The following is a 23,800-nucleotide window of genomic DNA, read 5'->3' as shown; positions in this document are numbered from 1 at the left end:
GTCACCGTTCCTGCCTTCGCCCAGGAGAGCAAGGACAAGGCCACCGACCTGGCCCGCATCGAGGTCACCGGCTCCAACATCCGCCGCACCGACGTTGAAACCGCCTCGCCGGTGCAGGTGATCAGCAAGCAGGACATCCAGAACATGGGTGCGCGCACGCTGCTGCAGGTGCTGGACAATCTGCCGGCCGCACGCCCGGCGCAGCAGGATGCGCGTTCGCTGTTCACCGGCTCCGATGGTGCCTCGCAGGCCAACCTGCGTGGCCTCGGCGCACAGGGCACGCTGGTGCTGCTGAACGGTCGTCGCCTGTCGTACTACGGTGCGCCGGCCGGCTTCCAGACCCAGTTCGTCAACATCGATGCGATCCCGGCCGCGGCCATCGAGCGCATGGAAGTGCTGACCGACGGCGCCTCGGCGGTGTACGGCACCGACGCAGTGGCCGGCGTGATCAACGTGATCACCAAGCGCAACTTCCAGGGTGCCGAGGTCAGCTTCACCAACGATACCTCCTCGCGCATCGACTCCTACGGCGAGCGCCAGGCCAGCATCACCGCCGGCTTCGGCGACCTGACCGAGAACCGCTTCAACATCTACGGCGCGGTGAACATGTACCGCCGCGACGCGATTCCGCTGAGCGACTTCTACGACAAGCGGCCTGACCAGTACTACGTCAACAAGCCGAACTATCTCAACGACCTGCGCCTGGGCGTGGGCAGCAAGCCGGGCGAGTTCAACCCGGGCAGCTACTTCGCCTTCGATCCGGTCACTGGCCGCCGCGTGCAGGAAGCTGCGCCGGGCTGCAAGAACGTGCTGACCAGTGAAGCGGCCGGTCCGCGTTGCGTCTGGGAAACCTGGATGAACAACGAGATCGATGCCGGCGCCAAGTCCGAGCGCAACACCGCCTACCTCAACGGCACCTTCCTGGTGGGTGACAGCACCGAGATCTTCGCCGAGGCGACCTACACCGACATCGACCTGCGCGCCAATGGCGGCACGCCGCGCACCTACGGCACCACCACCGGCAACCCGACCAGCTGGTTCTCGCGCAACACCGGCAACACCGTCAACCAGTTCCTGTACCCGTTCCTGGGCCCGAACAACGAGTACAACCACGCCAGCCCGCAGATGAAGGCTATGATGGGCGGTGTGGTCGGCCTGAATTACCTGCTGCAGGATGCCGGCGCCAACTACTTCGGCCAGCGCAACACCGACAAGAGCTACCGCGTGCTGGCCGGTGCGCGTGGCAACCGGGGTGACTGGAACTGGGAGACCGCGTTCGCCAGCGCCGGTACGCACTCCACCACGTACCAGACGATCAACGTCAACATCAAGGGCTTCGAGAAGGCGTTCGGCCCGTACTCGATCGATCCGGGCACCGGCCGCGTGATCATCTCCGACCACCCGGCGTACAAGTTCGGCGAGATCAGCGAAGCCAACGCCGCACTGATCCGTGAAGCGTTCCCGACCTTCGACATCCAGTCGTGGACGCGCCTGCACACCCTCGACGGCAAGATCGAAGGCCCGCTGTTCCAGCTGCCGGCAGGTGAAATGCGCGCCGCGTTCGGCTTCAACGCCAGCCGCGAAACCTTCTACACCCCGGGCAACGCCGATGCAGCCAATGGCCTGATCTCCCAGCAGGGTGGCTCCTGGTTCGACGGCAAGCGCAACACCTACGCGCTGTTCGCCGAGACCGTGGCACCGATCACCGACAAACTGGAACTGGATGCGGCGGTGCGCGTGGACAAATACCCGAACTTCAGCGCCAACGTCGCGCCGAAGATCGGCTTCAAGTACCAGGCGTTCGACCAGCTGATGCTGCGCGGTACCTACTCGACCGGTTTCCGTGCACCGAGCCTGGCCGAATCCGGCAACGGCGGCGTGTTCGCGCAGCTGGGTGGCTACCGTGACGAGCTGCGCTGCAACGAGACCAACGCCATCGCCAACCTGCTGCTGAAGTCGCAGCGGCCGGGCGATGTCGATCTGGGCAAGACCATGCTGAACGTCGATTGCAGTCGCACCGTGGCACGCATGACCCAGCCGAACAAGGACCTGAAGCCGGAGAAGGCGAAGATCGCCACCCTCGGCTTCGTCTACGAGCCGGCAACCTGGCTGTCGGTGTCGGCCGACTACTGGTTCATCTACCGCGACAATGAAATCGTCGCGCCGGACTACCGCCGCATGGAGGACATCATCTCCTCGTCGCGTTCGCCGATCACCGACAGCGACCGGGCCAACCTGGCGCAGCTGGCGGCGATGTGTGCCGACCCGGCCAGCGGCGTGAACTGCCCGTCGGCACTGCCAGGCTATTCCGCCGGCAACGTGGCCAGCGTGGTGGGCCAGTACAAGAACCGTGGCAAGACGCTGATCGACGGCTTCGACATCGACGCGCGCAGCCGCTTCTCGCTGGGTGACTGGGGAAACCTGAACATCGGTCTGGCTGCCACCATCGCCAACCGAAACCGCTTCTACATGGACGAAGCGAGCGGCTGGTACTACGGCGACGTGGTGGGCTACTACAACAACCCGCGCCTGCGTGCCACGCTCAACGCCGACTGGACCTACAAGCAGGTCACCACCAGCATGTTCGTCAACTATGTGGGCGGCACCAAGTGGGCCACCGACCAGGTCGACGAAAAGAGCAACAACAAGGAAACCTGCACCGGCGGCTACCTGGCCCTGCAGAAGAGCAAGTGCGACGGTGCACCGTCGTGGTGGACCGCCAACATGAGCGTCACCTGGCGCCCGGATGATGCGTGGAATCTGAGCTTCACGGTCAAGAACCTGTTCAACCGCCTGCCGTTCTACGATCCGAACAGCTTCCTGGGTGACTCCAGTGACTACGCAACGATCTTCGGTCGTGGTTACAGTGTGACTGTCGGTTACCGGTTCAAGTAATTCCGTTTGCGTGACCTGGCGTGCCGGCTGCGGCCGGCACGCTGCCAAGAGGAGAGATGTTTGCCATGAAGCGTAGGGAATTCATCGCGGCCAGCGCCGCTGTCGCCGCCAGCAGCCTGCTGCCGCAGACCCCGGCCTGGGCACGCGGGCGCAAGGTGCGCCTGGCCATGATCGGTACCGGCATGCGTGGCCTGGTGCTGCTGAAGGAACTGGTGCGCCGCGACGACGTCGAGGTGGTCGCCGTCTGCGATATCGAGCCGATCATGCTCGGCCGTGCCGTGGAGATGGTCAGCAAGGCCGGCAAGCCGGCACCGAAGACCTACGGCCAGGATCGCGACACCAATGCCTGGAAGCGCCTGCTGGAACAGAAGGGCATCGATGGCGTGATCATCGCCACACCGTGGGAGTACCACGCGCCGATGGCGATTGCCGCGATGCAGGCCGGCGTGGCAGTGGGCTGTGAAGTAGTGGCCGGCATCACCCTGCAGGACCACTGGGACGTGTTGAAGACCCAGTTGAGTACCGGCACGCCCTACATGCTGCTGGAGAACGTCTGCTACCGCCGCGACGTGATGGCCGCGCTGCAGATGGTGCGCCAGGGCCTGTTCGGCGAACTGGTACACCTGCAGGCCGGCTACCAGCACGACCTGCGCGGCGTGAAGTTCAATTCCGGTGACCCGAACCAGCCGTATGACAGCGGCGTTGAGTTCGGTCCCAAGGGCTGGAGCGAAGCCCGCTGGCGCACCGAGCATTCGGTGGAGCGCAATGGCGAGCTCTACCCCAGCCACGGCATCGGCCCGTGCGCGATGTACACCGGCATCAACCGTGGCAACCGCTTCACCCACATCAACGCCTTCGCGACCAAGGCGCGTGGCCTGCACGAATACACCGTGGCCAAGAGTGGCGGCACCACGCATCCCAGCACCAAGGTGAAGTTCAAGCTGGGCGATATCGTGACCACCACGCTGGCCTGCGAGAATGGCGAGACCATCCTGCTGCAGCACGACACCTCGCTGCCGCGCCCGTACTCGATGGGCTTCCGCGTGCAGGGCACCAAGGGCCTGTGGATGGATGTGAACCATTCGATCCACATCGAAGGCCGCAGCCCGCCGCACCAGTGGGAAGAGTTCAAGAAGTACCAGGACGAGTACGAGCACCCGCTGTGGAAGCAGAATGCCGAGACCGCTGCCAGCGCTGGTCATGGTGGCATGGACTGGTTCGTCATCCATGCGTTCGTGGAAGCGCTGAAGGCCAAGGCGCCGATGCCGATCGACATCTATGACGCGGTGACCTGGAGTGCGATCACGCCGTTGAGCGAGCAGTCGATCGCCAACAGCTTCCAGACGCTGGAGTTCCCGGACTTCACCGCTGGTGCGTGGAAGCAGCGTAAGCCGATCTTCGCGTTCGACGGGAAGTATTGATTCGCTCTCTGTAGAGTCGAGCCATACTCGACTGCTTTGAACACAACGCCGGGCCATGCCCGGCGTTGTCGTTTGCGGCGCCCCCTAACAGGCTCATGCTAGGCTCGGCTTCGTGCCCGGCAGTTGATGTCAATCGACAGAGAGGAGCTTGCCTGATGCGCCTGCTGACCTTCACCTGTCCACTTTGCGGCGCTGCCGGGCAGCGATTCCCGCTGCTTTCCGCATCGAGACGGCAGGCGAAGACGGCATGCAGGGGATGTGGCGTGATGCTGCGCTCGGATCCCCGCTTGGGCCTGCACACGCTCTACCTGCTGTATACGCAGATCATCGTGCTGCTGGCTGCATTGCCCATGATCTGGGCCTATGCCTTGGGCCGATGGTTCTGGTTGGCTGTGATCTGGGCCGTGGTGCTGGCGTTGTGCTGGTTCCCCGGCGTAATCAGGCACGCACGAAGTCCGATCATGCGCGCCTGCCGCGATCCGGATTACAGCTACGCGCGCAGGCCGGGTGCTTCCACTACGCGCGCTGCTGCAAACGCTGGGCAGGGTAGCGACGTGCCAGGTGCCAGCCCATGATCCGGCCGATCATTGCCCTCCTGACCGCAAGCCTGGCCGCGTGTGCATCGCCCCCAGCCGATGCCGTGCAGTGCCCCGAGGCCACGATCACCTACATCGGCAGTGAAACTGTGGATGCCGTGGTCCTTGGCAGGTTCCAGATCAGTACGGAGGGATCGCAGGCACTACGACTGCCACTGGCCAGCGTGGATCGGCAGGCGCATGCACACGCGGTATCGACCGATATCCGCGACGAACACGGTCTGGCCTGGCGTCCCTTCAGTGTTGTTCTGGAAGAGCTCAAGCCGCCGGCTGCGGACCTGGTGGTTGCACGTGGTGAGATTGAAACCTTCCTGTACGACGGCAAGGGCGCCTTCCTGCCCGGTGCGGTGCAGAAAGGGCAGGAGCTTTCCATCGTCGTGCGCGATCTTCAAGGTTGCGCACATCGCTCAATGCCGTTCGCTCCTGAGCTGCGTTGACGTGGAAGCGCAAGCGAGAGGCCCGGAGTGACGGGTACGAGCAGGGGAAGATGGCGCGCCCGGAGGGATTCGAACCCCCGACCAATGGCTTCGGAAGCCACTACTCTATCCGGCTGAGCTACGGGCGCGTTGTAGAACCGCCGCGCCACCGACCAGTGCCGAAGCGGGCATCGCAGCGCCATGAAGCGGTGCGGGACCGGCATTCTATCCAGTTTCGCCGAACAAATCTCCCCCCATGGGCAAAGCCCTGCCAGAGGGGCAGGAGTATCCTATCGTCATGGCTGATACCCCCCTCATTTCGCCGCAGTCGCCGGCGACGCCGCGCTGGCGGCATTACTGGAGTCTGATGCGCGCTGATCGCCCGATCGGCACGCTGCTGCTGCTGTGGCCCACCTGGTGGGCGCTGTGGCTGGCCGCCGGCGGCCTGCCGCCGCTTTGGACCCTGTTCGTGTTCACCGCCGGCGTGTGGCTGACCCGCTCGGCCGGTTGCGTCATCAACGACTATGCCGACCGCTGGCTCGACCCGCATGTGGAGCGTACCAAGGCGCGTCCGCTGGCCACCGGCGCAATCAGCGGCCGTGCCGCGCTGGCACTGTTCGCCGTGCTGATGCTGGTGGCGTTCGGCCTGGTGCTGACCCTGAACGGGCTGACCATCGGCCTGAGCTTCATCGGCGTGTTCCTGGCCGCCAGCTACCCGTACCTGAAGCGCTATACCCATCTGCCGCAGGTCTACCTGGGCATGTCGTTCGGCTGGGGCATCCCGATGGCGTTCGCCGCCGTGCAGGGCGAGGTGCCGATGCTGGGCTGGCTGCTGTATGCCGGCAACATCCTGTGGTCCACGGCCTACGACACCTGGTATGCCATGGTCGACCGCGAAGACGACCTGAAGATGGGCTCGCACTCCACCGCGATCCTGTTCGGCGACCTCGACCTGGTCATCCAGGGCGTGTTGTACGCGCTGTTCCTGGCCACGATGGCGCTGGTCGGCGTGCGCGGCGGGCTGGGCGGGTACTACCTGGCCGGCGTGGCCGTGGCTACCGCGCTGGTGGTGTACGAATTCTGGATCTGCCGCCACCGCGAACGTGGCCCGTGCTTCAAGGCGTTCCTGCACAACAACTGGGTGGGCGCCGCGCTGTTCGCCGGCATTGCCGTGGACCTGGCGCTGCGTTGAGCCCAAGGTGAGGTAGAGCCGGCCGCTGGCCGGCTGCACCCGTATGCGGTCCCAAGGTTGCCGGCCAGCGGCCGGCACTACCATCCCGCCACCTACGACCAATAGGTGGCAGACAGCCTGCACCTCACCGCCCAGAATCGATCCATCGAACCTGGGAGGGTAGGCGATGGCCTCGACGGCAGCAGTACAGGATGGCTGGATGGCGCGCGCTGCGCTGCGCTCGGCCGCCTGGGCGGAAAAGTGGTTCCCCGATGCGTACGTGTTCGCGGTGCTGGGCGTGGTCATCGTCGCGCTGGCGGCGATGGGCTTCGGCTCGACCCCGCAGGCCACCGCCAGCGCCTTCGGTGACGGCTTCTGGAGCCTGATTCCCTTCACCATGCAGATGGCCTTCGTGGTCATCGGTGGCTACGCCGTGGCCACCGCGCCGGTGGTCGCACGTTTCATCGATTTCCTCGCCCGTGTACCGCGCACCGGCCGTGGCGCGGTGGTGTACGTGGGTTTGGTCAGCATGCTCGCCTCGCTGCTCAGCTGGGGCTTCTCGCTGGTGTTCGGCGGCCTGCTGGTGCGCGCGCTGGCCCGCCGCACCGAGCTGCGCATGGACTACCGCGCCGCTGGTGCCTCGGCGTATCTCGGTCTGGGTGCGGTGTGGGCGATGGGGCTGAGTTCCTCGGCCGCGCAGCTGCAGGCCAACCCGGCCAGCATGCCGCCGGGGCTGGTGGAGATCACCGGCGTTCTGCCGTTCACCGAAACCATTTTCCTGTGGCAGTCGATCGCACTGACCGCGGTGCTGATCCTGGTTTCGCTGCTGATCGCCTGGCTGACCGCACCGGCGGCCGGCAGTGCGCGTACCGCTGAGGATTTCCCCGGCGCCGCGCAGGCCGAGCCGGAACCGCTGCAGCGCCGCACGCGCCCGGGTGAGTGGCTGGAATACAGCCCGCTGCTGACTGTGCTGCTCTCGTTGCTGGCGTTCGGTTGGCTGTTCAACGAGTTCGCCAACAAGCCGGTGGTCACCGCCATCGCCAACCTCAATACCTATAACTTCATGTTCATTTCGCTGGGCCTGCTGCTGCACTGGCGGCCGCGCAGCTTCCTCAACGCGGTGGCCAAGGCGGTGCCCAGCACCACCGGCGTGTTGATCCAGTTCCCGCTGTACGGTGGCATCGCGATGATCCTCACCCATGCTGCCGGCGGCGATGGGCAGACACTGGCGCACCGCCTGTCGAGCCTGTTCGTGCACGTGGCCAGCACCGATACCTTCGCGCTGGTGATGGGCGTCTATTCGGCGGTGCTGGGCTTCTTCGTGCCCTCCGGTGGCGGCAAGTGGATCATCGAGGCGCCGTACGTGATGCAGGCCGCCAATGAACTGAAGGCACACCTGGGCTGGGCGGTGCAGGTCTACAACGCGGCCGAAGCGCTGCCGAACCTGATCAACCCATTCTGGATGCTGCCGCTGCTGGGCGTGCTGGGCCTGAAGGCACGCGACATCGTGGGCTTCACCTTCATCCAGCTGCTGGTGCACATTCCGCTGGTGCTGGGCCTGCTGTGGCTGCTGGGCATGACCCTGGCGTATGTGCCACCGGTGATGCCCTGAAAGCAGGGTTGGCCTCCCTGCGTGAGCCGGGAAGCCAGCCTCGTTCAGCGCGTGTTTCCGGCGGCGAACGCCATGAATGCGTGCAGGCTGACGAAGGCATGAGCACATGCCGAACCCGCATGAATCCTTCAGCCGCTTGTGCCACAAGGGCTTCTGCGCGTTCATTCACAGGCGTACACACAGATGTAGCCGCCCACCCACGCGTGATTAACCATTCGCTGCAGACGATGGCCACGTCCACCGCATTCCGCGAGTGGCTTTGGAGATCGGACATGGCACAGCAGAACCAGAACCCGAACCAGAAGCAACAGGGCCAGCAGAACCAGCAGGATCAGCAGCAGGGTCGTGGCCGTGACCAGCAGCAGCAACAGCAGCAGGAACAGCAGAAGCGCAACCAGAACCAGCAGCAGGGCGGCCACGACGAAGAAGAATGACCGCGCCGCGCATGCGGAGTGGCCGGTGAAGCCCCGCCTTGCGCGGGGCTTCGCTTATTCCAGCACCCCGATGCGCTGCAGCACCGGCGCCGCCGACATGTCGTTCGGATTGGTGCCGGGCTGATCCTGCGGCACCTCCATGCCCATGCCGCGGTACAGATCCACCCAGTGCTGGGCGATCTCCCCGGTCTGCGGGTTGCGGAAGTTCATCGGCTGCAACGCAAATACATGGTGCGAACGGAACGCACGTTCGATGAAGTCCGAGCAGTAGTAGCTGTCCTCGTTCAACACATACGACGTGTTGTACGGCTTGCCCAGCATCGTGCGCGCGGTCGCGACCGCATCCTTGATCGCTGCCTGCTGCGGCGCGCGCAGGCGATAGACCACGATCTGCCGCTGCTTGGCGCGCGCTTCCTGGCGGAATTCGACCAGCGATTGCCGGCGCGATCCTTTCTCGTCTGCATGCAATACCTCCCAGCCCTTCGGCGCGGAAGCGACCAGCGCGACGTGATCGAAGCTGGGCGCGCCCTGTTTGCCGGTGGCATCGTCGATGGCCGCACTGAGACCGCTGCGGCCGGCAGTGACGAACAGCAGGTCGCCTTCGTGGACATCGACGGCCCTCGCCACCGCCGGCCACAGGGCGGGCAGCAGCAGGCCGATCAGGAGCAGGAGGCGATGCATGAGGACTCTCGGACAGGCGGAATGCCTGAATTGTAGGGGGCGCGGTAGCATGGAGCGACCGGACCGGATTCAGGATGAGCCCATGTGTCGATACCGTTCTGCCGCACCGTTGATGCTTGCCTGTAGCGCGGTGCTGGCAGCCTGCGCGCCAGCGCCGCAGGCACCGCATACCGCGACCGAAGCCTCACCTACCGCAGCGGCGCCGGCGACCACCCCGCCGAGCCCACAGCTGTGGCTGCACGCGGTGACTGCCCCTACCCGGACTTCGATGCGTTCCTGAAGCATTTCGGCAACGAGATCGCGTTGCAGGAAAAGACCACCGCCGATCCGCTGCTGGACAGCTACATCGATGCAGAGGCCGAGCCGGAACCGCGCAAGGTGGAAAGCCGGCTGGCGCTGGCCGATGTCGAGTGGCCGGTGATGCCTGATCCCGCCGCATTGGCCGGGCAGGGCCGCGAAATGCAGGTCAGCCCCCTGGCCGATGGACAGCGGCAGGTGCAGATCCGTACGCCGGACAGCAGCGACCAGCAGACCTACACCTTCGCGCAGGCGCCGTGCTGGACGCTGGTCAAGCGTGAGGATGAGTCGATCTGATGGCTGATCCGGCACAGGCGCGGCGGGCCAGCGGCTGCTAGGCTCGATCCCTGGTCCAGGCAGGGAGACGCCGATGCAGGCTTTCAGGAAGCGCACCACCACCGCCGCCATTGCCGCCGTATTGGCGATAGCCCCCTTCAGCGGCGCGCAGGCACAGTCGGTGCATGCCGATGACCGCACCTACTTCGCCAGCGCCGCGTCCGAACAGACCGCGCGCGACGCGTTGGGCAAGCGCGTCGAGGCCCTGCAGCAGGCGTCCACCCTCGCACCGGCGGAACGCTTCCAGCAGGCCGAGGCACTGGAGGCGCAGTGCTTGCGGCATCTCGGCTACCTGCATCTGCAGTCCGCCCGCAACGCGCGCGATCTTCGCCCGGCACAGGCGATGGAGCAGGCAGCGGGGCTGTGCAGCCGCATCGCTCGCAGTGGTCGCGCCGCACTGCGCGAGGCGCCCGCAGATGCGGCGTGGGCAGCACCGTATGGCTTCCTGCGCACTCGGGCGCTGAAGGAGGCTGCCACCCCGGCCAACGCCGCGCTTGATGAGGCCGTGGAGGCACTGGCCGATCCGGCGCTGGACAGCTTCGCGCGCCTGCGCGGGCAGATCCTGCGCAGCGCCGAGTATCCGCAGATCGAGCACGGCGGTCGTCACTGGGACACCGGACGCGACAAGCAGCTGCTGGCCCAGCAGCCCGACCGCGCCCTGCGCGAGGCCGGCTGGAAGGGCTACTGGCAGGGGTTGCACTCGCGCCGTGAGCCGATGGCCTCGGTGCTGCTGGGGCTGGTGCAGGTGAATGACGCCGCCGCACGCCTGCAGGGTGACGGCTCGGCGCCGGCATATGGCTACCAGCGCATGGGCCTGGATACTGCCGCAGTGGATGCAACGCTGGTGGCGATCGAACGGCACGCTGGGGACCGCCGTGCCTACCAGGACATGCTGCTGCGCCACGCTGCGCGATCCGGCATCGACGCGCCGCAGATCTGGGATACCACCGTGCCCGATGCCGGCTATACGCCACCGGTGCTGACGTTGGCGCAGCTGCGTGACAACGCCGCCGATGCCATGCAGCACCTGGGGCCGGCGTACGTCGCCGAACTGCGCGCGCTGCTCGATCCGGCCAACCAGCGCATGGATCTGGCCACCGAACGTGGTGACCGCAGCCAGGACGCGTTCCCGGTGAGCGCTCCCGGTGTGCCGGCAATGCTGTTCGTTGGCCTGCGCCGTGGTGATCTGGAAAGCGACGTCGAGATCGCCCATGAAGCCGGTCATGCCGTGCACGGCGAGTGGATGCAGCGCGGTCATGCGTCGCCGCTGCAGCGCAATGGCAGCCAGTGGCTGACCGAGGCGTTCGCGATCTACAACGAGCTGCGCTTCCGCGACCAGCTGTACCAGCAGGCAGAGGATCCGCGCGCCAAAGCCTATTACCTGAAATCGCTGCTGGACGACATGGTGCTGCAGCTGTTCACCTCTTCCGAGGAAGCGCAGCTGGAGCAGTCGATCTATCAGGGTGTGGCCGCAGGCACGCTGGGCACCGCCGATGATCTGGATGCGCTGACCGGGCAGGTGCTGGCGCGCTTCGGCCAGCAACCGGAGCGCTACCCGCAGCTGCGCAACACCTGGATCGGCAAGCGCCTGATGTATGAAGACCCGAATTATCTGGTGAACTACCTGTATGCGGGGCTGCTGGCCGTGCAGCTGTACGTGCAGGACCAGCGCGACCCCGAAGGGTTCCGTGAGCGCTATCTTGCCGTGCTTGGCGAGGGCTTCGACCGCGCGCCGAACGAGCAGGTGGCGCAACTGCTGGGGCACGCGCCTGACTGGGCGGCCCTGGTGGATGCCGATCTGCAGGTGTTCAACCAGACGGCGGCGCAGCTGCAGGCGCTGCATGCGCAGATCGAGGCAGGGCAGGGTACGTGAACCCGGCGCGCCCCTTGCAGCAGGCGGCCGCCACCGTGTGGCTGCTGTTGCTGCTGTTGCTGCTGTGCCTGCTGCCGATGGCAGCGCTGGCGGCAATCCCGGTCCCGGCGCTGGACGATCCCGTGGTGGACACTGCCAACGCGCTGTCCGCTGAAACCCGCGCCACCCTGCGCAGGCAGGCGCTGCAGCTGCAGGCGCGGAAAGGTGCACAGCTGCAGGTGCTGGTGGTACCCAGCGTGGGCAGCGAAGGCATCGAGGCCTATGCACAGCGGGTGTTCGATCAGTGGCAGCTGGGGCGCGCCGGTGTCGACGATGGTGTGCTGCTGTTGGTGGCGGTGCAGGACCGCCGCGTGCGCATCCAGACCGGCTATAGCCTGGAAGGAGCGCTACCGGACGCGTACGCCGCTCGCATCATCGATAACGCGATCGTGCCGCGCTTCCGTGAGGGCGATGTCGACCAGGGCGTGCTCGATGGCACGACGATCATGGTGGCGCTGATCGATGGCGAGGACCTGCCGGCATGGGAAGAACCGTCGGCCAGCAATGTGCTGCCTGCGGACTGGCGACGCGCAGACTCGGTGGTGGCGTTGACCCTGCTGGCCGGTTTCCTGGCCGGGCTGTGGCGCTCGCCGCCGCCCCTCCCGCCGGCGAAGACCGAGGACGATTTCAGCGGCAGCCGTCGGGAGCGGCGGCGCAAGGCACTGGCCGCCAATGCATCGGCACCAAAACCAACCTGGCCGACCTTGCCGGCCTGGGGACGCCCGATGCTGGTGACCGCTGTTGTGGGTGCGGGCATGCTCTCCGTGGCGCTGCTGCTGCCACGCCATGTGCTGCCGGGCCTGTGCTTCGTGCTGGCGCCGCAGTCGAGGTGTGCGCGTCGTGCTGTGCGGGATGCTGATGCTCAGCGTGCTCTTCCTTGTGCAGGCGCTGCTGCGTGGCCAGCTGCCACCGAGCCTGGCCCGGCACCTGCTGCTGCAGGTCGCTGCGGGCGTTGTCACCCTGATGGTGTTCCTGCTGGTGCAGGCCTGCCGCACACGCTGGAAGAAGAACCGCAGCAGCTTCATCGTGCGCATGACGGTGCTGGTGCTGTTGACCCTCGGCTATGCCGCGGGCGCGTTGCTGGCGGTCCATCGTGCCGAAGGTGACGATCCACGATTGCTGGCGATGATCGTGTCCGGGGTGTGTGGCGTACTGCTGTACTTCGTGTGGTTGTTCACCATGCTGCCGGGCGAGCGCGCACGCGGCCGGGCTTCATCATCCCGCGAACGCACGTCGTCCCGTTCGTCGTCCTCGTCGAGTTCGTCGTCGAGCAGCTCCAGCAGCTGGTCTGGAGGCGGCGGCCGCAGCGGCGGCGGCGGCGCGTCCGGCAGCTGGTAGTTCAGGTCGCCTGTACCCTCCAGCCGAGCGCGGCGTCCTCCACAACACCCGGGCCGGCCACGTCGCCGACCTGCAGCTGCAAGCCGCGCGCGTTCGGCAGGTCCTTCTGCTCGGGGAACCAGCGACGATCCGCCGCAACCACGATCAGCAGGCCCTCGTCGTCGCCCATCGGCGCGAACTGCGGCGACGGCGGGCTGATCGGTTGCAGGCCGAACCGCAGGCTGGACTGTTCGCGCACAGCGTCGACATCGTGGCTGGGCAGGCCGACTTCGCTCAGGCAGGTCAGTTCGCTGCCGTGGAACGCACCTTCGCGCGCGCTGGCCGGCAAACGGCGGCGGCCGATCAGTTCCAGGATCAGGCCGTCAGGGCCAGTGAAGTACACCGACTGCGACTGCCAGCTGCTCTCCAGCGCGAAGTAGTCCAGTCCCGCCGGATTGCGTTGCAGCGGCGTGCGCTCACGCAACCAGGTCATCGCCTCGCTGAAGCGGTTGTCCGGTACGTTGAAGGCCAGGTGCACGCCACCGACCGGATGATCAGCTGCCGGCTGCAGTTCGATCGTGCTCCAGCCGATGTGCACATGATTGCCGACCACGCGCTGCTGCAGCACATCGTGGAAATACGCGGCGACGGTGGTGACGTCGGACACTGGCAGGGTGAGGTGAAGCAGGCGCATGGCCGATCCTCCGTGGATGCGCCCACTGTAGCGCCGGGCCATGCCCGGCGGCCACTACCGCAGTGCTTCGGCGAAGAATCGCACCGCGGCATCCACTGCCTGCGCGTGGGTGTCCGCCTTCGGAACCGAACTGCTGCAGAGCTCGGGCAGCCTCTGCACACCAACCGCTGTACAGGCCGCCAGGAAGTCGTAGTGACCGACATCCGGCAGACGCTGCAGCGCAGCGCCCGGAATCAGTGTCTGTGCAGCCTCGCCATTGCTCTGCGGTGGCGCAACCGTGTCAGCCTCGCCCAGCACGATCGACACTGGCTGCCTCAGCGAGGACAGCTGCTCGGGCGCGAACGCCTGCACGATCGCGGGCGCCAGCAGGAATGCCGCACGCACGCCGGGGATCGCGCGCGAGTCGTTGGCGTGGGAGATCCAGGGAGACAGCGCGGGTGAGCCCGCAGCGGCAACACGCGCGTCCATCGTGTGCGTGGCGGTTTCCTGTTGTGGCCGGCAGACGCCGTCATCCGGGTGCGCGCGGCAGAAGGCCAGCAGCCGCTGCAGGTCGGGGCGTGCACCGGCGGCCAGCAGCGCGGTGTAGCCTCCGGCCGAGAACCCGGCCACACCCAGTCGCTCAGGGTCGACATGCGGACCCAGCAGCGGATCGGCCTGTACTGCAGCGAGTGCCGCGCGCAGATCATCCGCACGCAACCAGCTCAGTACGCTGCCGGGCAGGGTCATCTCGTCCACTCCGTTGTTGCCGGGATGATCGACCGCGATTAGCAGATACCCGGCGCGCGCCAATGCCGTGCCCAACCAGCCCATCATGCGCGCGCTGCCGCCGTTGCCGTGGGAGAGCAGCAGGGTCGGCAGGCGCTTGCCCGCGATCGGGGCATCCATGGCTGAGCGGCCGACGTCGAACAGCGGCGCATCGGGCGGACCGATGGTCAGGGCGGTTTCCGTGCTGCCAGCGGGCGCCGGATACCAGACCGTGTAGCGCAGGGCGTCGCGATGCTGCGCATCGCGAACCGCGGCGCTGGCCACTGTGGTGGTGCCGTGGCGTTCGCCTGCTTTCCAAGGCTCGCCAGCGCTGGCGGCCCCCGCGGAGGCCATCAGCATCATTCCCATCACAGTGGCTGTCATGCGCATCCTCAACTCCTTGTCAGCGTGGGCGTTCGTCCACCGGCAGCCAGATTTCCACGCCGCCGTTGCCGCTGTGCTCATCGAAACGCATGTCGTAGCGTTCCAGATCGGGGGCATCGGCCAGGCTGAGCCCGGAGCCGGGCAGGTAGTGATCCAGCAGCCAGAACCAGGTCGAGCGGATGGTCGAGATGTGCCCGCCGTGCCAGGCCACCAGGTAGCGGCGCGGCGGAATGTCCACGCGTTGCCAGTGCGCAGGTACGCTCGGCACCGCGCTGGCCGGCAGTGCGGCGATGTAGTCGAAGCCGCCATCGTCATCACTGTTGCAGCACACGCCGAAGCTGATCGGTGCCGGCGCCGGCCATTCCCGGTTGAGCTGCGCCCACTGTCCGGGTATCGCACCGCCGCTGTCGCGGGTATGCCGCATGCCGATACCCGCGACCTGGAAGGCAGGGGTATCGAGCAGGCGCGGCGCTTCGCCGCAGGCAGTCGGCGCATCGTCCACGCGGATCGCCTGCACCAGCGCCAGCCCATCGGTGCCCTGTTCGCGTACCCGCTCCGGGGTCTGCCCGAACTGTTCGCTGAAGGCGCGGGTGAACGCGGCATGGGTGGTGTAGCCCGCGCCCAGTGCCACCTGCAGGATGTCGCCCGCCCCGTTGGCCAGCCGCTGCGCGGCAGCGGTCAGGCGCCGTCCCCGCAGATAACGCACCACCGAGGTGCCGGTGCGAGCCTGGAACAGGCGCGACAGATGGAACGGCGAAAGCCCCGCTGCGGCGGCAATATCGGCCAGTGCCAATGGCCGGTCCGCATGGGTTTCGATGTACCACAACGCCTTGCCTGCCGCGCTCATCCTTCCGTTCCCCGAATCCAATGCCGGCACAGTAGCGGATCGGCAGGCGCCGCGTTTAGCAGTTCTTGCGCTGCAGCGGCATCAAGCTGTCGCACTGACGTCATGGCTCCTTCACAGATCGCGCCGAGACTGCGCGCCTTGTCCACGCCTGTTGTGTCCGAGCGGGTGCTGGCCCTGTCGCGTCCTCCCGGAGCCCTGCCGTGCATCGTTCGAAGCTTTCGCGTTCCATCCTCCTCGCCCTTTCCATGGCCAGCGCAGGAGGCGCGATCGCAGCGGAGGCCGATGCGGTCGATGCCCCGGCGGGCAGCCGTGCGGCGCCCACCCAGCTCGATGCGATGCTGGTCACTGGCACCCGCGCCTCCAACCGCACCCAGTTCGAAACGTTGGCGCCGGTGGACGTGTTCACCAAGGAAGACATCAAGTCCGTTGAATCCACCGACCTGAAGGACGTGCTGGCGCAGCTGGTGCCGTCGTTCGTGGTGCAGCGCCTGCCGATGGCGGACGGTCAGGTGTTCGTGCGCCCGGCCACGCTGCGTGGCCTGTCGCCGGATCAGACGTTGGTGCTGGTCAACGGTCGTCGCTTCCACCGCAGCGCGCTGCTCGGCAACCGTGGCGCGCAGGCGGCCGATCTGGCACAGATTCCGACCAGTGCGATCAAGCGCATCGAAGTGCTGCGCGATGGTGCGTCGGCGCAGTACGGCTCGGACGCCATCGCCGGCGTCATCAACATCATTCTCGAGGATGGCCCCGGTACCGAGATCACCGCCGGCTACTCGCAGTACGCGCAGGGCGATGGCGCCTCGCGCGATTTCAGCGCACGCACCGGCTGGTCGCTGGGTGACTATGGCAGCCTGGTGTTGTTCGCCGAATCGTCCAACTCCGACGCCACCTCGCGCACCCGCCAGCGCCCAGATGCCATCGCCTTCCAGGCCGCGCATCCGGATCTGGACGTGCCCAACCCGGTACAGCGCTGGGGCCAGCCGGAGCTGGAAAGCCGCCGCGTCGGCTTCAACGTGAAGGCCAATGCCAGCGACACGCTGGAGCTGTATGCGTTCGGCCTGTACAGCCACAGCGATGGCGTCAGCGATTTCAACTGGCGCAATCCGGATACCACCACCGGTGCCTACCGCACCACGGCGATCTTCCCCGGCTGGAACCTGCGTTCGATTTATCCGGTGGGCTTCAGCCCGCAGTACGGCAACGTCCAGAACGACCTGCAGCTGGTCGGTGGCCTGCGTGGCGAGATCACGCCGAAGCTGCGCTGGGATGTCAGCGCCTCGTATGGCCGCAATGCCATCGACTACAGCCTGAAGAACTCCATCAACGCCTCGCTCGGCCCGGCCAGCCCGACCGCGTTCGATCTCGGCCGCCTGACCCAGACGGAGAAGAACGCCAACGCCGACTTCAACTACGAGTGGGATGTGGCTGCGCTGTCCAAGCCGATCAACGTCGCCTTTGGTGGCGAGTTCCGCCAGGAGACCTACCAGGTGCGCGCGGGTGATCCGGCTTCGTACGCGGTGGGGCCGGGCGCTGCGGCAGGGCTGGAAGCCAATTCCAACGGCGCGCCGGGCTTCTCGGCCAGCCAGGCCGGGCAGTGGAGCCAGCGCAGCAAGGCCGCCTACGTGGATATGGAAGTGCCGCTGGGCGAGCGCTGGAGCATCGGTGCGGCCAGCCGTTACGAGGACTTCTCCAGTTTTGGCAGCACGCTGGACGGCAAACTGTCGGCACGCTTCGCGATTACCCCGGACGTAGCCCTGCGCGGTACGGTGTCCACTGGCTTCCGTGCACCGACCCCGGCGCAGCTCAACACCACCAGCACCACCCAGGGCCTGGATACGCGCACGCTGCAGATCTTCACCAGTGGTCGTCTGTCGCCGAACGATCCGCTGGCGCAGCTGCTCGGTGCCAGGCCGCTGAAGCCGGAGGAATCGCGTACCGCGTCGCTGGGCCTGACCTGGCGCACCGACCTGGGCCTGTCCGGCTCGGTGGATGTCTACCAGATCAAGCTCACCGACCGCTTCAGCCAGTCGGCCAGTTTCGCCATTCCGGCTGGTACTCCCAATCCGCTGGGCTATACCTCGGTGAACTACTTCACCAACGATTTCGATACCACCACCGCCGGCGTGGACGTGGTCGGCAACTACCTGCGCGACCTCGGCGCGGGTCGCATGACGCTGACCCTGGCCTACAACTACAACCGCACCCGCGTGGACAACGGCAGCACCTCGGTGGCCACCAACGAAACCCAGCGCGTGCTGTTCGAAGACCGCCTGCCCGAGCACAAGGGCAGCCTGACCGGCAGCTGGGACATCGGTGCCTGGTCGTTGATGGCACGCATGCGCTACTACGGTGCCTGGACCGACGCCAGCGGCAATGCGGTGGGCGACATCTACCAGCGCTTCGGCGCGATGAGCTTCCTCGACCTCGCCGTGGGGTATCGCATCAACGAGCACCACAGCCTGCGCGCGGGTGCCGACAACGTGCTCGACCGCTATCCGGATGAGGCGGTATTCCAGGCCAGCCGTGGCCTGGTCTACTCGCGCAACGCGCCGTACGACACCGATGGTGCCAACCTGTACGCGCAGTACCGGTTGAGCTTCTGATGGACCGCACGCGCCGCTCCCTGCTGCGTGCCGGCACCCTGCTGCCGGCCGCAGCCGCACTGTCTTCACTGCCGGCCATGGCTGCCACGCGTTACGCTGCGCCCATGCAGATTCCCGCAACGACCGTGGCACCGGACGTGCTGGCCCGCGATGAAGGCTACTGGGCCGCCGTGGCCAGTCACTTCGATATCACCGATGAAGTGAACCACCTGGAGAACGGCTACTGGGGTGCAATGGGCCGCGAGACGCTGGCGAGCTACCAGCGCCACACCGCCGAGGTGAACCGTGGCAACGCGTGGTATGGCCGTCGCGAGTTTCCGGCGCAGTACATGGCGGTGCAGCGGCAGGTGGCCGAGCTGCTGGGCGTGGGTGCCGACGAGATTGTACTGACCCGCGGCGCCACCGAGGCGATGCTGGCCCTGATTGGCGGCTACAACCGTCTGCAGCCCGGCGACCAGGTGCTGTATGCCGACATCGACTACGACAGCATGATCGGCGCGATGCGCTGGCTGCAGCAGCGTCGCGGCGTGCAGGTCGAGCGTATCGCGCTGCCGGCGGTGCCGGGCCACGCGCAGATCCTGCAGGCGTATGAGGACGCAATCGCGCGGTTGCCGCGCCTGAAGCTGGTGCTGCTGACCCAGGTCAGCCATCGCCATGGGCTGGTGCTGCCGGTGGCGGAGATCGCCGAACGCGCGCGAGCGCGCGGTAGCGATGTGATCGTCGATGCCGCGCATGGGTTTGGCCAGATCGACTACGCGGTGCCGCAGCTGAAGGCCGATTTCGTCGGCATCAACCTGCACAAGTGGATCGGTGCGCCGGTGGGCGTCGGTGCGATGTACGTGCGCAAGGGCCGTGTGGCCGATCTTGACCCGTACATGGGGGAGACCGACGACGGCCGCGTGGGCAGCCGCGTGCATACCGGTACGGTCAACTTCGCCGCCTACCTGGCGCTGCCGGAAGCGATTTCCCTGCACCAGCGTATCGGCGTAGCCAACAAGCAGGCGCGCCTGCGTTACCTGCGCGAGCGCTGGACGGTACCGGCGCGGCAGATGGCACATATCGAAGTGCTGTCCTCACCGGATCCGGCGTTGGCGAGTGCATTGGCCAGCTTCCGCCTGCGCGGGCGTACCAGCGTGGCCGACAACATCGCGCTGCAGAAGCGCCTGCTGGATGAGCATCGCGTGTTCACTACTCATCGCGACGGGTTGGAGTCCGGCGCGTGCGTGCGGGTGACACCGTCGGTGTTCACCCGGCCGGAGCAGATGGACGCGCTGGTGCAGGCGCTCTCCGCCCTGGCCTGACTCTGCTTTGGTGGGTGCCAACCTTGGTTGGCACATTCCGTCCGTGCCGGGGAATCTTCCGCCGGCCAGCGGCCGGCACTACCAGGCCTACCGCTCGATCGCCGGCAACGCATCCGACAACAACAACCGATCAATCCGCCGCAGCGCACTTTCCAGCTGCCGACGGTCCGCCGCCAGCCCCAGCGACAACCGCACCCCGTTCTGATGCTGTACCCCCGGCGGGCAGAACGCCGATGACGGTGCAATCGCCAGCCCCTGCAGTTGCGCGGTGCGCACCAGGGTGGCATCGGTCCACGGTGCCGGCACGCGGCACCAGGCATGCAGGCCTTCAGCCCGCTGCAGCAGCGATGGCGCCAGCAGGTAGCGGGCCATGCGCATGCGCTCGCGCGCCTCGGTGCGCACCTGCGCCAGCAGTGACTGCGCCGAACCATCCAGCAGCAGCTGGCTGGCCAACGCCGATACCAGCGGATGGCCCATCAACCGCGTTGCTCGCAGCGCGGCCGTCATCGCCTCGGCATGCGCGGCGCTCGGGCAACGCACGAAGGCGGTGCGCAGGCCCGGGCTGATCACCTTCGACAGCGTCGCCACGTAGAACACATGACGCGGTGCCAATGTTGCCAACGGTAGCGGCGCATCTTCGGCCAGATGCCAGTACGGATCGTCTTCGATCGCCAGCAGGCCTTCGCTTTCCAGCACACGCGCCAGCGCTTCGCGCCGATGCAGCGGCAGGGTCAGTGCGGTCGGGTTCTGGCAGGTGGGATTGAGATAGACCAGCCGTGCACCGCTTTCGCGTGCCAACCGCGCCAGCGCCTCGGGGCACATGCCGTGCTCGTCGCTGTCCACCGGCAGCAAGCGCCGACCCAGTGCGGCGGCCGCCTGCAGCAGGCCCGGATAGACCAGCGCATCGCACAGGATCGCGTCGTCGTCGCGTCCCTGGCTGACCAGGATCGACGCCAGCGCCACCTGTGCACCCTCGGTCAGCAGCAGGCAGGCATCGTCCACCTTTCCCAGCATCGACTGCAGCCAGCGCGCCGCTGCGTGGCGGTCGGTCGGGTTACCGCCGCCCAGGTGATAGGTCATCAGGTTCGGTGCGTTGCTGCGCGCAAGCACGGCGGCGGCACCGCGGCGCAGCGTTTCGGCCAGCGCATCGGCGTCGGGCACCGGCGGCACGTTCATGCTCAGGTCTACCACCTGGTCGAAGCCGGCCTTGGGCGGTGCGATGAAACTGCCCTGTGGTCCACGCGCTTCGATCAGGCCACGCTTGCGTGCTTCATCGAAGGCGCGGGTGACCGTGGTCAGGTCGATACCGAGCTGCTGTGCCAACGCGCGCTGCGAAGGCAGGCGCTGTCCCGGTGCGAGACCACCGCGGCGCACCGTGCGTTCCAGCGAGTTGACGATGCGCAGGTAGATCGGCCCGCTGTGCGCGAGTACGTCCTGCACCCATTCGCGGGCTGCGACATCCGGTCGCGGCATGTACGGAGCATGTCGGGGCGTATCGTTGCTTCCAACGGCGGGAGCCTGTCCATAACCATCGGTCGGTTCGGACAGGTGACCGCCGTTGTTGTTTGCGGCGGCCACGCCGGCCAGCGTCAGTGATGTCATTGCGCGTCCTCAGCGCTTGGCCTGCCAGGGGCAGTAGCAGCCCACGGCAAGCAGTCCTTTCGGGCGCACGGTCTCGCCGCGCACCAGTCTGTCCAGCAGCGGTTCGACGAAGCTGTTGGCCGAGTTGCAGACCATGCCGATGCTGTACGGTCCTGCGTAGGCGAGGTGGCCCTGGCGATCCCAGATGGCTACGGCGGGGCTGGCCGGAATGTGTTCGATGCCGTCGATGGTCGGCAGGTTGATCACCTTGTTGCGCAGTGGCTCGGGCAGCTCGCCCTGCGTACCCGGGCGGCGGATGGCATAGAAGTCGATGCCGGCGCGGCGGTACATGCTGATCAGGTAGCTCAGGTGCGCACCGGTTTCGCGGTTGCACACGCCGCAGGCCGGGTCCCAGAAATGCACCACGCGGATGCGGCCGGTATCACCGGCCAGGTCGGCCGGCAGGCGCAGCTGCGAATCGTCGAAGACGATGGCCTGTTCGGTGAAGGTGGACTGCGCGCTGTAGCCGAAGTACTGCCACAGCGCAGCCGCGACGCCGGCCATGAACAGGCAGGCGAGGGCGATCATCGTCGGCAGCAGCCAGCGGCGACGCGGCGCGGCTGCGCCCATCAGGAATCTTCCCGGCCGAACTTGTGCACGTACTGCTTGCGCATCTCGCGGCAGGAATCGGCCTGCGCGCGGCGCTGGATCTCGCTACGCGACGGATCCTCGCTGCGCTGCACGCACTGCTCGATGGCGTGGCGTTCGGCGGCCTGCACATCCACGGTCTGCGGCTGCAGGCAGACCCAGGCCAGCGCGGCCAGCATCAACACCACAAAGCCGCCGCACCCGGCCATCACCAGGTGGAACTTCAGTTTCTCGCCGCGCATCGATGCACGTCCCTTCATCCATACATTGCATACAAAATATCATCTTGTATGGATAAAGCGCCATGCGCCCCGTTCAGACGATGGCGTTGTGGCGTGCCTCGGGGGCCTCGGACAGGATCTCGTTCAGCTTGGCCAGCGCCCCGGCCAGCGCGCCCTGGTCGACTGCGCCGCCCAACGATAGGCGGATCGCATTGCCCGGCGGCGGTTCTTCCACGCTGAAGGCATCGGAGCTGGCAATGCCCAGCCCCTGCTCCTGTGCGGCCTGGATCAACCGATACTGGTCGAGCCGCGGCGGCAGCGGCAGCCACACATGCAGGCCGGCCGGATGCGCCTGGGCACGGGCCGGCAGGTAACGGGCGGCAATGGCCTGGCGCTCGCGCAGTTCCTGCTGGAAGCGCTGCACCATGTCCTGGGCCTGGCCGCTGCGGATCCACTGCGAGGCCACCGCCACCATCGACTGGGTCGGCATCAGTGCGATTGCGCGCAGCGCATCCAGCACCGGTTCCATCGGCTCGCCGGCCGGCACCACCAGGTAGGCGGTGCGCAGGCCCGGGGCCAGGCACTTGGACAGGGTGGAGATGTAATAGACCGGGCAGCCGGCATCGCGGTGCGCGGCCAGCGGCGGCGCGGCGTTTCCGGCCAGCAACCAGTAGGGATCGTCTTCGATCACGGTCAGATCGTGGCGCTTGGCGACCGCCAGCAGCGCCTGCCGACGCTGTGCCGACATCGTCGCCGTGGTCGGGTTCTGGATGGTCGGCACCAGGTACAGCAGGCGCGGGCGACGCAGCTGGCAGGCCTCTTCCAGTGCGTCGGGCAGCATGCCCTCGGCGTCCATCGCCACCGGCACCACGCCCCGCTGCAGCACGCGCGCGGCGGCCAGTAGGCCCGGGTAGGTCAGCTGTTCGGCGGCGATCAGCTCGCCCGGCTGGGTGCTGGCCAGGATCAATGCGCACAGCGCGGTCTGCGCACCGGGACAGATCACTACCTGGTCGGCACCGACCGTCCCCAGCATCGGTGACAGCCACTGCACAGCGGCGGCGCGGTCCTCGCGGGTGCCGGCGCCGACGTGGTAGCTCATCAGTTCGCCCTGGCCCAGCTGCTGGCCCACGTGCTGGAAGCCGGCCTCCATGCCCTGTGCGAACGGCGCGCTGCCCAGCAGCGGCGGGATGTTCATGCTCAGGTCCACCGAGGTGCTGCGGTTGCCGGCCGACAGCGCGATGAAGGTGCCGCCCGCGCCCTGGGCGTCGAGCAGGCCGGCCTGGCGCAGCTCGGCGAAGGCACGGGTGACCGTGGTCAGGTCCACGCCCACCTGCTGGGCCAGGTCGCGCTGCGGCGGCAGGCGGTCGCCCGGGCGCAGCACGCCGTCATCCACCGCCTCGCGCACCTGCTGGGCAATCTGCAGATACAGCGGGCCGGCGCCCTCGCGGAAGGGGCGAACCCAGGTGCGATTGGGGTGTTTCAGGCGGCGGCCGGCGGCAGGTGGCGTCATCGGTCAGTTTTTCCATACGTGCAGATGCACAAGTCCATACAATGATGTATCTTGTATGGGCTTGATTGGAGTGGTTCGCCTGCTTGTAGGCGACCTCGTACCCACAGTGTAGCCGCTCCATGCCCGGGCGCTGCGCGCAGGCGAGCCGGTCAAGCGCGCTTCTTCAACAGGGTTGACCT

20 protein-coding genes, 1 tRNA gene and 1 pseudogene are annotated in these 23,800 nt (G+C 66.9%); 13 read left to right on the top strand and 9 right to left on the bottom strand.

Translation table 11 applies throughout. From position 1 onward, the window contains the following. The 4 genes from QRO95_RS06660 to QRO95_RS06645 all read left to right on the top strand — a co-directional run. Positions 1-2,895: TonB-dependent receptor domain-containing protein (locus QRO95_RS06660; protein ID WP_285302033.1), on the top strand; the 2,895-nt coding region annotated here is incomplete at its 5' end. A 65-nt stretch (positions 2,896-2,960) separates the two neighbouring features. Then, positions 2,961-4,316, top strand: a complete 1,356-nt coding sequence (locus QRO95_RS06655; protein WP_106469419.1) for a Gfo/Idh/MocA family protein — start codon at positions 2,961-2,963, stop codon at positions 4,314-4,316. A gap of 155 nt (positions 4,317-4,471) precedes the next feature. Next, positions 4,472-4,891: a hypothetical protein gene (locus QRO95_RS06650; protein WP_006399919.1), complete on the top strand. Its 420-nt coding sequence runs from the start codon at positions 4,472-4,474 to the stop codon at positions 4,889-4,891. Continuing rightward, on the top strand, positions 4,888-5,349 hold the full coding sequence (locus tag QRO95_RS06645; protein ID WP_285302031.1) for an adhesin: 462 nt from the start codon (positions 4,888-4,890) through the stop codon (positions 5,347-5,349). The genes QRO95_RS06650 and QRO95_RS06645 overlap by 4 nt, the downstream gene beginning before the upstream one ends. A 51-nt stretch (positions 5,350-5,400) precedes the next feature. Here QRO95_RS06645 and QRO95_RS06640 read toward each other — a convergent pair. Continuing rightward, positions 5,401-5,477: transfer RNA gene (locus QRO95_RS06640), tRNA-Arg, on the bottom strand. Positions 5,478-5,626: 149 nt separating this feature from the next. On the opposite strand from QRO95_RS06640, the gene ubiA reads away from it, so the two are divergent. The 3 genes from ubiA to QRO95_RS06625 all read left to right on the top strand — a co-directional run bounded on the left by ubiA (position 5,627) and on the right by QRO95_RS06625 (position 8,545). Next, positions 5,627-6,520, top strand: a complete 894-nt coding sequence (gene ubiA, locus QRO95_RS06635) for a 4-hydroxybenzoate octaprenyltransferase (RefSeq protein ID WP_285302030.1) — start codon at positions 5,627-5,629, stop codon at positions 6,518-6,520. Positions 6,521-6,686: 166 nt separating this feature from the next. Continuing rightward, on the top strand, positions 6,687-8,111 hold the full coding sequence (locus QRO95_RS06630) for a short-chain fatty acid transporter (RefSeq protein ID WP_285302029.1): 1,425 nt from the start codon (positions 6,687-6,689) through the stop codon (positions 8,109-8,111). Positions 8,112-8,383: 272 nt separating this feature from the next. Beyond that, on the top strand, positions 8,384-8,545 hold the full coding sequence (locus QRO95_RS06625) for a hypothetical protein (protein ID WP_010482135.1): 162 nt from the start codon (positions 8,384-8,386) through the stop codon (positions 8,543-8,545). 54 nt (positions 8,546-8,599) lie between these two features. Here the strand turns inward: QRO95_RS06625 and QRO95_RS06620 are convergent, their stop codons facing one another. Next, positions 8,600-9,226: a YiiX/YebB-like N1pC/P60 family cysteine hydrolase gene (locus QRO95_RS06620; RefSeq protein ID WP_285302028.1), complete on the bottom strand. Its 627-nt coding sequence runs from the start codon at positions 9,224-9,226 to the stop codon at positions 8,600-8,602. 82 nt (positions 9,227-9,308) lie between these two features. Here QRO95_RS06620 and QRO95_RS06615 point away from each other — a divergent pair. The 4 genes and pseudogenes from QRO95_RS06615 to QRO95_RS06600 all read left to right on the top strand — a co-directional run bounded on the left by QRO95_RS06615 (position 9,309) and on the right by QRO95_RS06600 (position 13,109). Next, positions 9,309-9,820: pseudogene (locus QRO95_RS06615) on the top strand (hypothetical protein). Between the two features lie 73 nt (positions 9,821-9,893). Further along, complete coding sequence (locus QRO95_RS06610; RefSeq protein WP_285302027.1) at positions 9,894-11,732, top strand: M3 family metallopeptidase; 1,839 nt, start codon at positions 9,894-9,896, stop codon at positions 11,730-11,732. Further along, a complete protein-coding gene (locus tag QRO95_RS06605) occupies positions 11,729-12,877 on the top strand; it encodes a YgcG family protein (RefSeq protein WP_285302026.1) in 1,149 nt (382 codons plus the stop codon). The genes QRO95_RS06610 and QRO95_RS06605 overlap by 4 nt, the downstream gene beginning before the upstream one ends. Continuing rightward, on the top strand, positions 12,816-13,109 hold the full coding sequence (locus tag QRO95_RS06600) for a hypothetical protein (protein ID WP_285302025.1): 294 nt from the start codon (positions 12,816-12,818) through the stop codon (positions 13,107-13,109). The genes QRO95_RS06605 and QRO95_RS06600 overlap by 62 nt, the downstream gene beginning before the upstream one ends. 1 nt (position 13,110) lies before the next feature. Here QRO95_RS06600 and QRO95_RS06595 read toward each other — a convergent pair whose 3' ends face one another. The 3 genes from QRO95_RS06595 to QRO95_RS06585 are packed head-to-tail and all read right to left on the bottom strand — an operon-like array spanning position 13,111 to position 15,757. After that, a complete protein-coding gene (locus QRO95_RS06595; protein WP_285302024.1) occupies positions 13,111-13,782 on the bottom strand; it encodes a VOC family protein in 672 nt (223 codons plus the stop codon). Between the two features lie 54 nt (positions 13,783-13,836). Next, positions 13,837-14,916 (bottom strand): serine aminopeptidase domain-containing protein, encoded by a 1,080-nt coding sequence (locus QRO95_RS06590; RefSeq protein ID WP_285302023.1) that lies wholly within the window; start codon positions 14,914-14,916, stop codon positions 13,837-13,839. 13 nt (positions 14,917-14,929) lie between these two features. Continuing rightward, complete coding sequence (locus tag QRO95_RS06585) at positions 14,930-15,757, bottom strand: AraC family transcriptional regulator (protein WP_285302022.1); 828 nt, start codon at positions 15,755-15,757, stop codon at positions 14,930-14,932. A 200-nt stretch (positions 15,758-15,957) separates the two neighbouring features. On the opposite strand from QRO95_RS06585, the gene QRO95_RS06580 reads away from it, so the two are divergent. Then, complete coding sequence (locus tag QRO95_RS06580) at positions 15,958-18,360, top strand: TonB-dependent siderophore receptor (RefSeq protein ID WP_285302021.1); 2,403 nt, start codon at positions 15,958-15,960, stop codon at positions 18,358-18,360. Further along, a complete protein-coding gene (locus QRO95_RS06575) occupies positions 18,360-19,661 on the top strand; it encodes an aminotransferase class V-fold PLP-dependent enzyme (protein ID WP_285302019.1) in 1,302 nt (433 codons plus the stop codon). Before QRO95_RS06580 ends, QRO95_RS06575 begins: the two co-directional genes overlap by 1 nt. Positions 19,662-19,748: 87 nt before the next feature. On the opposite strand, the gene QRO95_RS06570 is transcribed toward QRO95_RS06575, so the two are convergent. The 4 genes from QRO95_RS06570 to QRO95_RS06555 are packed head-to-tail and all read right to left on the bottom strand — an operon-like array spanning position 19,749 to position 23,621. Next, on the bottom strand, positions 19,749-21,263 hold the full coding sequence (locus QRO95_RS06570) for a PLP-dependent aminotransferase family protein (protein WP_285302017.1): 1,515 nt from the start codon (positions 21,261-21,263) through the stop codon (positions 19,749-19,751). 9 nt (positions 21,264-21,272) lie between these two features. Beyond that, complete coding sequence (locus tag QRO95_RS06565) at positions 21,273-21,872, bottom strand: DUF6436 domain-containing protein (RefSeq protein ID WP_012481503.1); 600 nt, start codon at positions 21,870-21,872, stop codon at positions 21,273-21,275. Continuing rightward, a complete protein-coding gene (locus QRO95_RS06560; protein WP_285302016.1) occupies positions 21,872-22,150 on the bottom strand; it encodes a hypothetical protein in 279 nt (92 codons plus the stop codon). Before QRO95_RS06560 ends, QRO95_RS06565 begins: the two co-directional genes overlap by 1 nt. A gap of 55 nt (positions 22,151-22,205) precedes the next feature. Further along, positions 22,206-23,621 carry a PLP-dependent aminotransferase family protein gene (locus QRO95_RS06555; RefSeq protein WP_285302015.1) on the bottom strand — a complete coding sequence of 472 codons (1,416 nt, stop codon included), beginning with the start codon at positions 23,619-23,621 and terminating at the stop codon, positions 22,206-22,208. Between the last annotated feature and the right edge of the window lie 179 nt (positions 23,622-23,800).

The sequence above is a fragment of the Stenotrophomonas maltophilia group sp. Smal13 genome, assembly GCF_030236855.1.
Taxonomy (GTDB): Bacteria; Pseudomonadota; Gammaproteobacteria; order Xanthomonadales; family Xanthomonadaceae; genus Stenotrophomonas; species Stenotrophomonas maltophilia_A.
This window is presented reverse-complemented; position numbering and strand designations above follow the sequence as displayed.